A 13,868-nucleotide genomic window follows, 5' to 3' on the forward strand; every position below is an offset into this window, starting at 1 on the left:
CAAGGGTAACATGTTGCTCCGTTTACACCATGCGTTCGATCAGATCCGATATGGAAACCGATGCGAAGCCGACCGCGCTGTCGGAAATGCCGTAGGGAACCAGAAGCTGTTCGCCCACCCGCATCGCGCCACAGGTATAGACGACATTGGGAACATAGCCCGACCGGTCGGAATTCTCGGCGGTCAGAACAGGCTCGTCAACGCGGCCGATCATCTTCGACGGATCGTCCAGATCGAGGAGCGCGCACCCGAGCGAGTATTTCCGCATCGCTCCCACTCCATGGGTGAATACAAGCCAGCCGTGATCGGTCCGAATCGGACTGCCGCAATTGCCGATCTGGATGAACTCCCAAGGATATTTGGGTTCCATCAGCAAAACGCCCTCGTCGTCCCAGCAGTCGAGCTCGTCCGATTTCAGCAAATAGAGGTTTTTGCCGTCCTGCCTGCCGATCATGGAGTACTTACCGCCTACCTTCTCCGGGAACAGCGCCATGCCCTTGTTCCGTCCGGCCCGGCCGCGCACTGGTTGAAGGTCGAAGGCCCGAAAGTCGCGCGTACGCAGCAGTTCGGAGCGGATCGAACTGCCCGAATAGGCGGTGTAGGTTCCGATCCACTCGTAATCTTCGTTCCCGTGATCGAAGCGCACGAGACGCAGGTCCTCGAGCCCGTTCGCCTGCTGCTCGGTAATTGGGAAAATCACCGTATTGGAGAGCGAGCTTTCCCTGTTACGATGCACCGTGACCCCGTCCACGGAATCGGTCAGCGTCGTATCCTCGAGGTCCACAGAGGTCGCGAACGAGGCCTGCGGCCAAAGTTCGAACGTTCCGTCCTTATAGGCAATACCCTCGCGAAACGCGATCGAGGATATGTGCCCCTCGCCTACCGCGCGCAGCGATAAAACGAACCGGCAGGCATCGTCCGTCATTCCGCTCTGATCGGGGTGTGGCACGATGGACGGGTTCATCAGCGCCGCCGCCGCATAGGTATATTCGTGGCAGAAGTACGCCCCGATCAGCTGCCGCTTGACCTTGGAAAAGCGCCCCGCCTCCAGCTTGAGATTATTTTCGACCTCGGCGAAGCGTTCACCGAACATCTCTTCCGTCTGCCAATGCCGACCGGCAAAGTCGCGCAAAACGCGAACATACTCCGCCTCCGCACGCTTTTCGGTTAAGCCGGCAACGTCATCGACCAGCCGCATAGCGCGGTTGTTCGGAGCGTTCCGGGATTGCCAACCGAGGTGAAACGGCCTCAGCACCACCCGCGAAGGGTCTGCATGAAGCCGTAAATCAAGTAAGCGCAAAGGCGATTCCGGCCTGCTGCTGATGTCCAACTAACGCCCCTTCCGATTCGTCTCCGGTCTCCAAATCGAGCGCTAACATGGAATGATAGGCAAGTTGAAAGGCCAGTATCGATTCTGCGCCGCAATTAAGGTTCACCCCGCGCGGATTGACGCCGTCCCGGCAACGCCCGGTGGCCATATCCGCAAGCACTGCGCCGCGATCGTTCGCGCCGAAGAACCATTGCCAAGCGGTCCTGCCGTGCTTTTTCCAAACGGTCTGTCCGGTTGCCCGCCAGGCGGTAAGCGATGCGTCGATAGCCGCCTGCGCTTCGAGCGGCTGTTGGTCGAAAGGCAAGCTTTGATGTTCATGACCGAAGCTCTCGGACCCAATCGGGCGGAAATGTCCAGACGCAGTCGTCTGGCGCTCCGCTATCCATTCAAGCGATTCCAATCCGGTTTTTGTAAACTCGGCGCGCTCTAGCAGTTGCCCGGACTCGATGAGTGCCTGGCTCAACCGCGGATTGTCGTAACCGAGCACCGCTTCGAACCAGACCCAATCAGGCCGCCGCGCAACTTCGAGGAGATACGCCAGGCGAGTAGCAACTTTCTCTAGTAGTTTGCGAGATGCGCCATGCTCGGGTTCAACGCGCAGCCGCGCCGCCGCCCCTAGCGCGAGAAACGCCATTGCCCGCGGCGAATCCAGTTCGCTGAGATGCAGTAGTGTCTCGTCGTACCAGCGGGTTGCCCAAACGCGCATGTCCGCTTCAGCCGCCATTTCGAGAGTCTGGCCGAGTGCCCAGAACGTCCGGCCGTTTGAATCGTCCGAGCCCAGTTCTTCACAGTACGTACGATCGAAGCGCATGAAATTGCGGAAACGGCCAGCATCCGGGTTCCAGGAGTCCTGCACGAAGCTGGCGTATATCCGCGTCCATTTTCTGCGCTCCGCTTCGCTCACATTGGATGCGAGGTTCATCAGCATGAGCGCGCGGACATTATCGTCCTGACAATAACCGTGGCTGCGATCCGGAACGACGCCGACCGCATGTTGCATCATCCCGGTCGCGTCGCTCATCTGAAGCACTGCATCGAGCGAGGGCGCGCGCACTTGGCTGACCGGCCGCGCAGGACCGGCAGCCGCATCGTCGATCAGCTTGGCGGCTGCGCGCGCGAAACACGGCCATATCGTACCCCGGCCCTTTGCGTAGGCATTCTCCTGCAGTGTCTGAAGTGCATCACGGTCGTCGAGCAGACCGTCCACAGCTTCGGCAATCGCCTCGCTCGAATTGGGCTCGATCAGCAAGCCTACCCCGCCTTCGAGAAGTTCGCTTGCGTGCAGGTAAGGCGTTGAAACGACTGCCTTACCCAGCGCGACAGCATAACTCAGCGTGCCGGAAGTCGACTGCTGCATGTTCGGGTACGGGGTGATGTAGATGTCGCAGGCTTCGAGTTGGTCGAGCAGTTCTTCGGTTTCGCAGAAGCGGTTCACCCATTCCACGTGGTCCGCGAGGTCGAGGTCCGCGACGCGCTGCTTCAATTGCTCGCGATACTCTTCGCCGTGTTGCGCGATCAGGTTCGGGTGCGTAGCGCCCACGATCCGATAGAGGACCGATGGATGGCGGCGAACGATGCTCGGTAGTGCTTCGATAACATGTTCGACACCCTTGCCCGGGCCGAGCAGCCCAAATGTCATCAGCACGTCACGCCCCTCGATGCCGAGACGCCGCTTGAACTCTTGCTGGCGTCCGAACGGCCTGTCGGGAGCACCGTGTTCGACGATCTCGATCAGCTCGTTCGGCGCTGCATAACGCGTGGCGAGAAGGTCGCGCGAATGACGGCTCATGACCATCATTCGGCTGGCCCGTTCGACCAGATGCCGTAAGATCGCGGCTTGCCGGTCGCTCGGATCGCTAAGCACCGTGTGCGGAGTCAGGATGAGCGGCGGCGCCAGGCGATCGACGAAATCGGTGACCAGAATACCGTCATCGCCGCCGTAAATGCCATATTCGTGTTGCAGCCAGACCGCGTCCGCACCGCTATCGTTGATCGCCTCGGCAGCGCGGGCATAGCTAGCAGGATCGTCGTAATCTATCAGCTTCACCCCGTCGCGGTAGTTCGCCGGCTGCGCGGGATCGTTGAGCACATAGACATCGACCCTGATGCCGGGTTCGAACTCCGCCAGTTTTTCGAAAATGTCGGTGGTGAAGGTTGCAATACCGCACTTGCGAGGCGCGAAAGTGCCCACCAGCGCTACATGTCGAGCCACGGCGGGACGCTTTCCGTCCGCGGGCGTAAGGCGTGTCACGCCTTTGAAAGCGTTCGCAGATTTTAAAGGCAAGAGGGTGTCAGGCACGAAACAATACCTTGTCTGTCGAGCGACTCGCCCCCTCTAACCGAGCCGCCTGCTGAATATTCGCTGCAATGCAACATTAACTGTAACGCAAAGCGAGCGAATTCGGCACCAGCTAAATTTTGTTAGCCGTCAAGCCGTCGGCTTTTCGCGTCAAACGGCGATGTTGTCGCACGGTGCGTTCGACGAAGCTGATGCGGTGACACCAATCGGAATGGTGAATGGCACAGTCGCGACCTAACCAGTCTCCGCCCTGTTTTCCCTGTCAAACATGGAATTTGCAGGGAATATGCAATCTTCTGAGGCGGAACCGCCTGTTAGAAGGCCCGCAAACCCGCGCAGGAATGGCGTTTCTTAAGCCAAATTCCCTGTGTGCGGAACAGGGAACGACGAGCACCAGAACAGGGATGCGTACTTTGCAATCAGGGAAGAACTAGCGGCGAAACAGCGTAACAGCTGTATGCCGCCGATCGTGTCTAGTGTTGCAGCCTAGTCGGCGACGACGCCTTCAGCATGCAGCAAGATCATGGCCCACCCGTCGCGTTGCACCAGGACCTGCTCGCTCAGTAATTCGGTCCTTCGTGAAGCGCTCGTCCCTAACCATGTCTCCGGCTCACACTCCTCCAGGTCAGATACCTGTCCGGGCAGAAGCCGAAGGTCATTGGCGATCGAATCTGTAGGGATTGCGTCGCCGAGCATACCCGATTGAACGCCATCAGGCTAGGCTGCTGACGATTTCGGCGGCCGTCCTCGAGCCTCTCAAGGACGCTGCCCTGGTGCGTTTCCGCATCGATCAACCGCTGCTGCGGACCGCTGCCGCTTTTTCTGGTGACCTGCACTTCAACCTGCGCCTGCTTCGTGAAGCGGTGGGCGAAGCTCACGTCTTCGGCGCAGACCTCAGCGACGAGGAATTTACTAGATTCCAGCACGTCGATTGGGAACTTCTACCGCCCGGTTCGACCGATCGAGTGGTCGCCCAACTTACCTCACGAGGCCCGATCAATCCTGAAAAGCTGAAGGTTGCACAGGAAAGGTTAAGTGTACTCGATCGGCTCGGGCATGATGGGTTCATCTTCGGAAAGGGCAGGTTTGCGCGCTACTTCGGGGCGCGGTTCGGGGATCGCCTGGTTGTCCTAGAGAACCTTGAATACGGCAACGCGCTCTACATGTTCGACGAGAACTGGGAGCAGCTCACCCAGTTGAGCCGAACGGAGCTGATCAAGCGCCGCGATGCCTCTGTGCATCGGATACCGCATTTGCCTGGTTGGCAGTCGGCAGTTCGTAAAGCCGTCAGGTCGTTATGATGGCTAATGACCCATGTGTGGGCGTTCAGCATCAATCAGTTCGCTCGATCCGCAAACGGACATTGCCCTCGTCGACAAAGTTTGTCTCATCCAGATGTTGGTGAGAACCCGAAAACTCTTTCGAGATGCAATCTAAAACATGACGGCAAAACTGAATTGCAGCGACCTCGTTCAGCTGCAGGACGGTTTCTGTTCCATCCATGTAGAACTTCGCGAACGCCTCGGCACCTCTCAGATCGTTGGTTTGTTCGACCCGATGAAGGTCCGAGCGGATGGTCTGTATCGATTTGTTCGTCATACACGATCTGTAGCACAAAGATCATATGTCGCATGGCCGCTTCCCACCTCACTGTGAGACGTTCGCCAGCTTCGCGATACGGCCCTAAAGCGGACAGACTGCTATCGCGGTTTGTGTGCCGAAAGCCGACCGATGGCTAACGCCCTATCGCGGACATTGGTGTAATGTCAGCTTCGCGCCTTTTATTCAGTCCCTGGCTCAAGCGCCCGCAGCTTCCGTGCTTTCGGGCCAGCCTTTCATGGTTGCTTCGACGACACTCAAAAGCGAAGCTCGATCCGCGCCATCGCGGGCCATGACAGACAGCCCCTGAAGCAGGGCGACTACGAGGTTTGCCAGTGCGACGGGGTCGACATCGGCCGGCACGCAACCCTCCCCGATATCGCGTTCGATGCGAGCCTGAAGGCTATCGCGCAACTCGCGGCGATAAGCTGCAACGGCGCCGCGTACATCTTCCGACGCCGCGGAACCGGTGGCCGTCGAACTCGCGAGAAGGCAGCCGGGCGGCGTATCCGCGCCCGTGAAGGTTTCCACCGAATTCGCCAGAACCGATCGGGCCGCATCGTAAGAGCTGGGCGCGGCCTCGATATTCTGGCGAACCGCGTTCGTATCGCCTGCGTAGAGGCCCACCGCTTCGAGGAACAAATTCTTCTTGTCGCCGAACGCTGCATAAAGGCTGGGGGCGCTTATGCCCATTTTCCGGATCAAATCGCTGATCGAGGTCGTTTCGTAACCATGCCGCCAGAAGGCCAGCATGGCCTTTTCGAGAACGGCGTCGCGGTCGAACGATAACGGTCTGCCGCTCTTGCGGCGAGTTGCTGCACTGGTTTTGGTCAGGGGTTCCATAATTATCGTTACAAAATTCAGTTGACTGAGATGATGCCACACCCATATAGTTCTATAACGATCATTATAAAGGTATAATCATGTCTCTCACTAACTTTCGCACGCTCGGCCGTTCCGGCCTCGTTGTCAGCCCCCTCGCGCTCGGCACCATGACCTTCGGGACCGGGGAATGGGGCGCGGACGAAGCATCCTCTCGCGCCATCTTCGACGCCTATCGCGATGCAGGCGGCAATTTCATCGACACGGCGGATATCTATTCCGGTGGCGAGAGCGAGCAAATGGTGGGCAGGTTCGTCAAGGACACCAGCTCGCGCGACGAGATTGTGCTGGCGACCAAGTTCGGCTTCAACGGATCGGCCAGTCCGCTGAACGCAAACCAGTCGGGCGCAGGAAATCCGAACGCCGGCGGGGCAGGGGCGAAGAACATTCACCGAGCGCTGGAAGGTTCGTTGAAGCGCCTCGGCACGGACTACATTGACCTTTACTGGATGCATATCTGGGACGGTGTCACGCCGGTCGAGGAGATCGTCCAGACGCTCGGCGACCTCGTCCGGTCCGGCAAGATCCGGTATTATGGCCTCTCCGACATGCCCGCCTGGGTCGGTGCCAAGGCCGCAACGATCGCGGCCGAACGAGGCGTTCCCGGCCCGATCGCTATGCAACTGGAATATTCCTTGGTCGCCCGCGATGTTGAAGCCGAACATTTCCCGGCGGCGCGCGACGGGGGCATGGGGATCCTGCCTTGGAGCCCGCTGGCGGGCGGCTTCTTGACCGGCAAATACGAGCGCGAGGATACGTCTGACACCGGAAGGCTGAGCGGATCGAACCCGTTCGGCGACAGCAAGTTTACTGAGCGCAACTGGGACATTCTCGATACCGCCAAGAGTATAGCTGACGAGGTCGACCGTCCGGTCGCCCAAGTCGCGCTGGCATGGACATTGGCGCAGCCGGGCGTAACGTCCACACTGATCGGGGCGAGCAAGGTTTCGCAGATTGAAAGCAACGTATCAGCTACCGAACTCGAACTGACTGCGGATCAACTTGCGCGGCTTAACAAGGCAAGCGCGCCGACGCCTGGGTTCAGCGCCTCTTTGACCTCTCGCGATACGCGCAAGATGGTCCATGGCGGCCATGCCGTGAGCGGTTGGGACGACCTTGCGAAGACATCCTAAAGCTTATGTGGCTCTGGCACTTCACGCTGATGTAACGAAGTGAGTGGTGGGGCGAATTCAAGCATTCTTATTGAACGGGGGTTCTTTACATTACTCTCGGCTCTCAGGCATCGATAGGATTATCGAATTGTTAGCAACCGCCCGATAGAGCCGCTCCGTGGATCGCTCACAGGGTCCGGTTCCCATTCCATGATTGGACGTTCGTGGCGTTTACGAAACCTTATGATAGCGGACCGGCCGCTTCCGATCTCTCGTTCAAAACCGGACCAGCCGCTAACGACCCCATTGCGGACAACCGTTGCTGACCCTAGTCCCCCTTGTATGAGTTTAATCTCACTAGCCAAGGACGATACCGAACATCGGGTGCCGGAGCCTTGGCGGACAAAGTTTCGGCAGATTGCAGAGGCCTTCGCGGCTGGAGATTTTCAGCTGAATGATCACTCGATCGAGGGCCTGGCGCCGATCGACTTGGCCTCGGCTGACTTCTTTCGCGATAGCTCACGCGCCTACGGGGATGATTTAGCGTCCTTGGACGACGCGACTTGGGAGCGCTCTGTTTATTGTTGGATCGACGGCCACTGGGAATTTCTCGTCGATCTCACGACCGAGCATGAGCCGGTCAGCGACCTGGCTCTTCATGCGAGGTTGGAGGAAAGAACGGGCCTATTAATTCTGGACTCGGTTCATGTGCCTTAGATGTCGCAGCTAACATGACGATGTCAGGTTCCCATCCCATGATGGGGCATGCGCAGCGTTTGCAGCGCCTTCCTTTATCGGACAGGCCGCTTCCGCTCTTTCTCGCTCAAAACCGGACTTGCTGGCGACGACCCGAAAGAGGTTATTAGCCTCCAGGACGGCTGGGCCACGCACCAGCCTCAACAGCGGCGACCACCTCCTCTACCGTGATGGGGACCGTTTTGTCAGCTGGTCCCCATCGCCGCGACGCCCAGAGCGCCGCCGCGAGCAGAGCCACGGTTATCACGAAACCCCAGAATGCGGAAAGGCCACTCATGGCCGCGACTGCACCTCCGATGACGGCAGCAGGGATGATGGCCAATCCATACCAGCACGAAAGCCCCTCTGGTCCGAAGTGCTCGCTCCAATGCTCGTGGAGATAAGTTAAGTCTGTTCCAAACCGCTCATGCACGCTGTTGAAGAAGTCTACGGCATCGTCCCCGTCCATGCCAAGGTCATGAAGCAATCGGTCTGAAAGGCGCACTCTTTCGCGGGGAAGACCGCGCTCGTGAGCAATGAGGTCTATGATTTCGGATCGTTGATCGCGACTTTGCATTGCCCATGCTGGCCCATTCAACTGCGCTTTGGCAATGGCAGCTTCCCACCCCAATTGCAGACGGTCGCTAGCCCAGCAGTTTCTTCCAATTGCGGACCGGCCGCTTCCGCTCTTTCTCGTTAAAAACCAGACCAGCTGCTGACGACCCCATTGCGGACATGAAGAAATGTTCAGACGCAATCACCAAAGCTAGGCGGACCATCATCGGCTAGAAGCTCATCGACAGCCCTATCAAGTTCACCAGCGTCTACCGACTTGAAGCTATCGTAGCTTTCAGCAACATCGCCTTCGCAGATATAATGGTGGTCCTCACTATCGAGGTTCTGACCTTCTTTGAACTTCTCAAGAACGGCCGGGTCTCCGCCTGTGTTGCGGACTATGTAGTCATCGAACCTCTGTGAGTAACTTGCGATCCTCGCCTGAAACTCAGGGTCTTGGCCTGCACGGCATTGGTTCCCCACCTTCTCTACGAAATAGATGAACGTCCCAAGGCAGAGAACGCCCCTGCCGGGCGCTTCGTTCGGCGGCGCTGCTGAGATCAGGCCAATGCATGATACGGTCAGCACAGCGAAACGCGAACAGGTTCGTATGTCGATCATCGATGGATCATACGCATATCTTTAGAGGGTTGCCAGCACGTCAGCTTTCCACCCCAATTGCAGACGGTCGCCACCCCAACAGTTTCTTCCAATTGCGGACCGTCCGCTTATGCGCTTTATGGTTCAAAACCGGACCAGCCGCTAACGACCCGGTTGCCGACATTCCGGAAATCCGCGACGGAGCGGATATGCGTTGTTTCTACGTTCTAGTTCATGGGCGATTGCGTTGGCTTGTCGGACCGACAGAGCTTGAAGGTGACGTGTGTCAGCCAACCGGACTTTACTGTCACCGATATGTTCTGGCTTCGGACCGAAAAGCGGCGACCCAGAGAGCATTCGACAGTGTGTCCGCTAATTTAGATCGACAGACTGGATGGCTGCGAGATCAAGCAGTGGAATTGGAACTAGAAGCTGAAGAGGTTTCCCAAACCTCGCTTCTCAGGGCGTTCTCGCCGGTCAATCGAGGTCATACCTTTTACGAAAGTGATTGAGTCTGCTTCCCACCCCATAGTCGGGCATCAAGGAAAGCTGATGGCGGTCCTAGCAGCAGACCGTCAGCTTAAAGCATTCCCCGCCCAAAATGAGCCGCTCCGCTAACGACCCCATTCCGGACGTTGATTGAGTTACGATAGTAAGCCACTCTCTGGTCCATAAAGGGGGGGGAACTCTGGCCGACGGTATCTCAAAATACTGGAAGCTCGAATTGTTCGCATTCACAGCGGTCGGCTTGATCCTCCTCGGCACGGCACTCTATTTCGCCAATGAGAGGGCCTCGAACCCTTGGACACCCGTAAGTGGCATTGTCGTGGGGACGGGAATGGCGAGCGACTACGATGGGAACCACCCTATCGTAGTCGTAAAATTGCCAGATGGTCGCGAAGTCCAAGTGCCCATTTCTAAGAGCCAACATCAAAACTGCACTGCTGGTAGATCGATTGCCCTAATGCAGCAGGGGATCACCTATCGGGCGGCGTTGGAGGGTTGCTTATAAAGAAAGCGTAATGCTCGCATTCCACCCTATAACCGGACATTCGCAGCGTTTGCAGCGCCTTCAATTAACGGACAGGCCGCTTCCGATCTTTCTCGTTCAAAACCGGACCAGCAGCTAACGACCCCATTGCAGACATTCGCTAAGTCGTGCCAATCAATAGACAAAATAGGGGTGTAATCGCCACGCGTTCGGGACCGGTGAGGGTGAGCGACAGATTTTCGATGACGGGCTGTCCTCCTTCATAACCCGCGTAAATATGGTGAAGGGCAAGCACGATCCGCGATGCGGGAAGGCCGGTCGACGGCAGACCGACCGATAGGGGGGCGACGACTTCGATCTTTGCGCGTGCGACGGATAGCAGCTCTTCGGCCTCAGCGCGCTGGCGCTCGGCGAGACGGCTTCCCGCAGCGCGTGTTTCCTCGGCCCGGCGCTTGAGTCCGCCGATAAGGATTTTGGGCATATCGCCTCGCGCCGCTTTGGCGCGCCCGCGCGAGTCGCGGCGGTCCTGTTTTTCGGTTGCTGCCTGTGCCTGCCGCTGCGCCGCCGCGGCGCGCTTTTCGGCGCCCGCAAGTTGGGCTTCGAGCGCAGCCTGCTCAATCGCCTTTCGCGCCAGATAAGCGCTCCAGCCGCCGCCATACCGAGCGCCGCGGCGGCTGGTCAGCTCGACGATCGCATCCATTTCTTCCAGCAGTTCGCGGTCGTGGCTGACGACGATCGCGCCTCCGCGCCATCCGGCGAGAAGATCGCGGACGGCTTGGCGGCCCGCACGGTCGAGGTTGTTGGTGGGTTCGTCGAGGAGCAGGAAATCGTGGGCGGCAAACATGGCACCGGCGAGCGCGGCGCGTGTGCGCTGCCCGCCCGAGAGTCGAGCAAGCGGGGTATCGGCGGGAAGCGGCAGGCCGACATGCGCCAGCGCCTCGTCGATCCGCGCCTCGAGTGTCCAGTCGGCTTCGCCGATCTCGTCGAGCGTCGCCGCGCCCCCTTCGGCCTTGTGGAGCAACGCGAGGCCGGCGCGCGCGCCGAACAGGTCGGCGATGCTTTCGTCCGCCGAAATCTGCACAGTCTGACGCAGCATCGCGATTTTGCCGTCGATCGCGATGCTCCCCCCGGTAGGCGCAAGCTCCCCGGTCAGCAGGCGCAGCAGCGTCGACTTGCCGGTGCCGTTGCGTCCGACAATGCCGGTGCGTTCACAATGAAATAGAAGATCGAGGTTCACAAGAACGGCGCGACCGTCGGGCGTAGACCGGTTGAGTTGGGAGACTGTAATCGAAGGCATGGGCATGGACTTTTCTGGCGGCAAGGCGGGGCTGCTTTGCGGGGAGATTATGGTCCATGATGGGAAACTCCGATGCGATTGGTTGCACAGCTAATGTAAAAAGGTCGGTGGCGCGCGCAAATCGTTGTGGGGCGGGCACGGTTTTGAGCGGGTAACCGAATTTCGATCGTAGGCGGAAAGTCAGGACCGAACGAAGCTCCAGGTCCCGGTCTCGCTGCGCAATTCTATGCGGCCGGTCTCGCGGTGCAAAGGATAGCTTTCGGTGCCTGCGACCAAGTCCGTCTCGCCGCTTTCGCCGCAGCTGCTGCTGAAGCTCTCGCGACCCTCACTCGTTGACAATACCAGATTATCTCCTGCCACGAGCGCCCGGCCACGCTTGGTCTGACGTACTGTACGGGTGCAATCGTTCCCCTCGGCGTGCTCGCGCACGGTAAGCCAGGTGAAGTCTCCGTCAGATTCGATCGTAAGCGTCATGCGGCGCTCGACGTCGAGCAAGGTCGGCTCGGTCACGATCTCGGTCCGCGTCATCGAGCCGTAACCGACCGATCCGCCCAGGCTCGTTCCCATCGATACTCCGACATTCGGGCTCAACTTGATCCGCGAGACAAGCACCAGTTCCAGCCCCGAGCTGGCTTGCGACCACGTTCCCACGGGGAGACTCGGGGTCTGCGCAGCAGCCGCGACGGCGATGGCAGCGGCGCAAGCGGTCGCCGAAATAGTCGTTATGGTTTTTCTCATCTTCGTGTCTCTTTCTGTAGGTCAGACGCCAAAGCTCGCGCGCTTGTCACCTTCGCTGATGGTGACCCGCGCGGGGCTGGCGCCGGCGTCAGGATGAAAACTGTACTTCGCCTTGAGTTCGCCGCCCGGCTCGATCGCGGGAGTGGAGGCGAAGTGGGTGCGCCCCTCCGGCGTCGGACGCAGGATCTGGCCGTTCACCTTGCCAACTCCGTCGCTATCCTCGAGCCGGACCATGAGAGCTCCCGACGTGGCGTAGAGCGGCGAACTGGTTGGGTTTTTCAACGTGACGAAGACGTCGATCCGTTGCGCGTCGCGCGCCACGACCACGCGATCCACCCGCACGTCGTATTTCGTCAGCGACTGGAAGCCTGTGGTGGGAGCCGGTGCCGGTGCTGGAGGCAGAGGAACCGGGACTGGTGTCGGCGTTGGCGAGACCGGCCCTTGCTGCGGGTCTGAGGTAGGCTCCGGGTTGATGTCCGGAGCCGGAGCCGGTGCCGGTGCCGGCGTCGGTGTCGGCTCTGCGCTGTCATGGGCCGCTTGGCGGCGTTCTTCGCTGTAGCCGGTAAAAAGTGAGTAGCAGGCCTCTCCGGTCGTGGCATTTATCTCCACACCGTCAAAATCCGCCTTGTCGGGACTCAGCACGAGGCGAAATTTCCGATACCCGAATCCAGAATTGCGCAGCACGCCTTCAAGCGATCTGCCATCGCTCGACGCCTTCAGGACGGTCACGTAAGGCTCGCCACTCGACATGGGGAAGGAGGCGGTGGCGCCCTTGCCGGAGCGTTGAATCTCGACCGTGCCGAATTGCGTCTTCCATGGCCCGGAGTAGAGATCGAACAGTGCGTCCTCGACCAGCGGCAATTCTGGCTCGAGAGCAAGGCCTGTGCGCGAGCCGGTCCAGCCACCTCTCCCCTCCCAAAGCCGGCTGATCGGGTTCATAGCGACGTAGGAGCCGAACAGGGTCTGCCCATCGGCAGACATCGTCCAGCCAACAAGACCGCTTTCGCCGGTCAGTTCGTCCCGCCACACGCCACCTGCTCCATTGGCCCCGCGATAAGCCGCCCATCATGATCTCACCTTCCGCGGTGATTGAGCCGTTCACATCGGTTCCCTTCCACTCGGCGCCCTGGCCCGGCGCCCACGTCAGCATGGCGTCGTGCAGATTGGTCCCGAGTTCGCGCATCTCGTCCGCCAGCATCGGCTTGAACCAGCCCTGGTTGGTGGTGCCGCCCTCGCAACCGGTGCAGCGCACTTCGCCAAGAGCGGCATAGGCCGCGAACTCAGCCTGCTTCTCTGCTGGAATCATCGCCTGCACGGGATAGCGGAAGTCCGGTTTCGATGGTGTCGGCCGAGGCTCGCTTATCGTTTCGTCAAGCCCTTGGGCCGTCGTATCTGCGGCCATCTCGTCCGCACCTTCCGGAACGCTGCGGCATGCTTCGGCGCGCACGGCTTCCTCTGCGGCGCTCATCACAGCGCGCTGGGCGGCGTCTTGAAGATCGGCCTTCAGGTTGCCGTCGCCGCGAAGCGCGCCTGCGATCGAGCCTTCGATGCCCGCACCCTTGAGCGCACCGAAAAGGCCGCCCAGGCCACGCTTCTTCTTTTTCGGCTCGGCTGCCTTGGATGGCGGATCGCAGGGATTGCCTTGCGCGAATGCAGGTGCGGGTGCGGCCAGTGCGAACAGGATCGCCGATCCGGCCATGAGGAAAACGTGATTGGAACGCATTTTCGAA

13 protein-coding genes are annotated in these 13,868 nt (G+C 59.5%); 3 read left to right on the forward strand and 10 right to left on the reverse strand.

Features of this window, described 5'->3' with window-relative positions; all coding sequences use genetic code 11:
- Positions 1-22 precede the first annotated feature (22 nt).
- Together HUV48_RS12915 and HUV48_RS12920 are read right to left on the reverse strand one after the other, a co-directional pair.
- Complete coding sequence (locus tag HUV48_RS12915) at positions 23-1,255, reverse strand: glycoside hydrolase family 130 protein (RefSeq protein WP_318656107.1); 1,233 nt, start codon at positions 1,253-1,255, stop codon at positions 23-25.
- Positions 1,256-1,286: 31 nt separating this feature from the next.
- Positions 1,287-3,581, reverse strand: a complete 2,295-nt coding sequence (locus tag HUV48_RS12920) for a glycosyltransferase family 4 protein (RefSeq protein ID WP_318656108.1) — start codon at positions 3,579-3,581, stop codon at positions 1,287-1,289.
- A gap of 821 nt (positions 3,582-4,402) precedes the next feature.
- Here HUV48_RS12920 and HUV48_RS12925 point away from each other — a divergent pair.
- Complete coding sequence (locus tag HUV48_RS12925; RefSeq protein ID WP_176268217.1) at positions 4,403-4,930, forward strand: hypothetical protein; 528 nt, start codon at positions 4,403-4,405, stop codon at positions 4,928-4,930.
- Positions 4,931-4,961: 31 nt separating this feature from the next.
- On the opposite strand, the gene HUV48_RS12930 is transcribed toward HUV48_RS12925, so the two are convergent.
- Both HUV48_RS12930 and HUV48_RS12935 read right to left on the reverse strand, forming a co-directional pair.
- Positions 4,962-5,228 (reverse strand): hypothetical protein, encoded by a 267-nt coding sequence (locus HUV48_RS12930; protein WP_176268218.1) that lies wholly within the window; start codon positions 5,226-5,228, stop codon positions 4,962-4,964.
- 198 nt (positions 5,229-5,426) lie between these two features.
- Positions 5,427-6,071: a TetR/AcrR family transcriptional regulator gene (locus HUV48_RS12935; RefSeq protein WP_176268219.1), complete on the reverse strand. Its 645-nt coding sequence runs from the start codon at positions 6,069-6,071 to the stop codon at positions 5,427-5,429.
- A gap of 80 nt (positions 6,072-6,151) precedes the next feature.
- Between HUV48_RS12935 and HUV48_RS12940 the strand changes: the two genes are divergently transcribed.
- Together HUV48_RS12940 and HUV48_RS12945 are read left to right on the forward strand one after the other, a co-directional pair.
- A complete protein-coding gene (locus tag HUV48_RS12940) occupies positions 6,152-7,243 on the forward strand; it encodes an aldo/keto reductase (protein WP_176268220.1) in 1,092 nt (363 codons plus the stop codon).
- A 321-nt stretch (positions 7,244-7,564) separates the two neighbouring features.
- Positions 7,565-7,939 (forward strand): DUF7668 domain-containing protein, encoded by a 375-nt coding sequence (locus tag HUV48_RS12945; protein WP_176268221.1) that lies wholly within the window; start codon positions 7,565-7,567, stop codon positions 7,937-7,939.
- 145 nt (positions 7,940-8,084) lie between these two features.
- Here HUV48_RS12945 and HUV48_RS12950 read toward each other — a convergent pair whose 3' ends face one another.
- From HUV48_RS12950 to HUV48_RS12975, 6 genes are all read right to left on the reverse strand, one after another.
- Complete coding sequence (locus tag HUV48_RS12950; protein WP_176268222.1) at positions 8,085-8,534, reverse strand: acyl carrier protein; 450 nt, start codon at positions 8,532-8,534, stop codon at positions 8,085-8,087.
- 170 nt (positions 8,535-8,704) lie between these two features.
- The gene (locus HUV48_RS12955) at positions 8,705-9,133 is read right to left on the reverse strand and encodes a hypothetical protein (protein ID WP_176268223.1); all 429 of its coding nucleotides are present in this window, start codon (positions 9,131-9,133) and stop codon (positions 8,705-8,707) included.
- A gap of 1,130 nt (positions 9,134-10,263) precedes the next feature.
- A complete protein-coding gene (locus HUV48_RS12960) occupies positions 10,264-11,400 on the reverse strand; it encodes an ATP-binding cassette domain-containing protein (RefSeq protein ID WP_176268224.1) in 1,137 nt (378 codons plus the stop codon).
- A 180-nt stretch (positions 11,401-11,580) separates the two neighbouring features.
- Entirely contained in the window at positions 11,581-12,138 is a 558-nt protein-coding gene (locus HUV48_RS12965) for a hypothetical protein (protein ID WP_176268225.1), read from the reverse strand.
- A 21-nt stretch (positions 12,139-12,159) separates the two neighbouring features.
- A complete protein-coding gene (locus HUV48_RS12970; RefSeq protein WP_176268226.1) occupies positions 12,160-12,867 on the reverse strand; it encodes a hypothetical protein in 708 nt (235 codons plus the stop codon).
- Entirely contained in the window at positions 12,827-13,861 is a 1,035-nt protein-coding gene (locus tag HUV48_RS12975; protein WP_176268227.1) for a hypothetical protein, read from the reverse strand. Before HUV48_RS12975 ends, HUV48_RS12970 begins: the two co-directional genes overlap by 41 nt.
- Positions 13,862-13,868 lie beyond the last annotated feature (7 nt).

Origin of the sequence: Qipengyuania atrilutea, from assembly GCF_013370205.1 — a bacterium.
Taxonomy (GTDB): domain Bacteria; phylum Pseudomonadota; class Alphaproteobacteria; order Sphingomonadales; family Sphingomonadaceae; genus Actirhodobacter; species Actirhodobacter atriluteus.

Coding starts and splice junctions, on each gene's coding strand:
- HUV48_RS12930 (WP_176268218.1), bottom strand. CDS start 5,228: ATGACGAACAAATCGATACAGACCATCCGCTCGGACCTTCATCGGGTC.
- HUV48_RS12935 (WP_176268219.1), bottom strand. CDS start 6,071: ATGGAACCCCTGACCAAAACCAGTGCAGCAACTCGCCGCAAGAGCGGC.
- HUV48_RS12940 (WP_176268220.1), top strand. CDS start 6,152: ATGTCTCTCACTAACTTTCGCACGCTCGGCCGTTCCGGCCTCGTTGTC.
- HUV48_RS12945 (WP_176268221.1), top strand. CDS start 7,565: ATGAGTTTAATCTCACTAGCCAAGGACGATACCGAACATCGGGTGCCG.
- HUV48_RS12950 (WP_176268222.1), bottom strand. CDS start 8,534: ATGCAAAGTCGCGATCAACGATCCGAAATCATAGACCTCATTGCTCAC.
- HUV48_RS12955 (WP_176268223.1), bottom strand. CDS start 9,133: ATGATCGACATACGAACCTGTTCGCGTTTCGCTGTGCTGACCGTATCA.
- HUV48_RS12960 (WP_176268224.1), bottom strand. CDS start 11,400: ATGCCTTCGATTACAGTCTCCCAACTCAACCGGTCTACGCCCGACGGT.
- HUV48_RS12965 (WP_176268225.1), bottom strand. CDS start 12,138: ATGAGAAAAACCATAACGACTATTTCGGCGACCGCTTGCGCCGCTGCC.
- HUV48_RS12975 (WP_176268227.1), bottom strand. CDS start 13,861: ATGCGTTCCAATCACGTTTTCCTCATGGCCGGATCGGCGATCCTGTTC.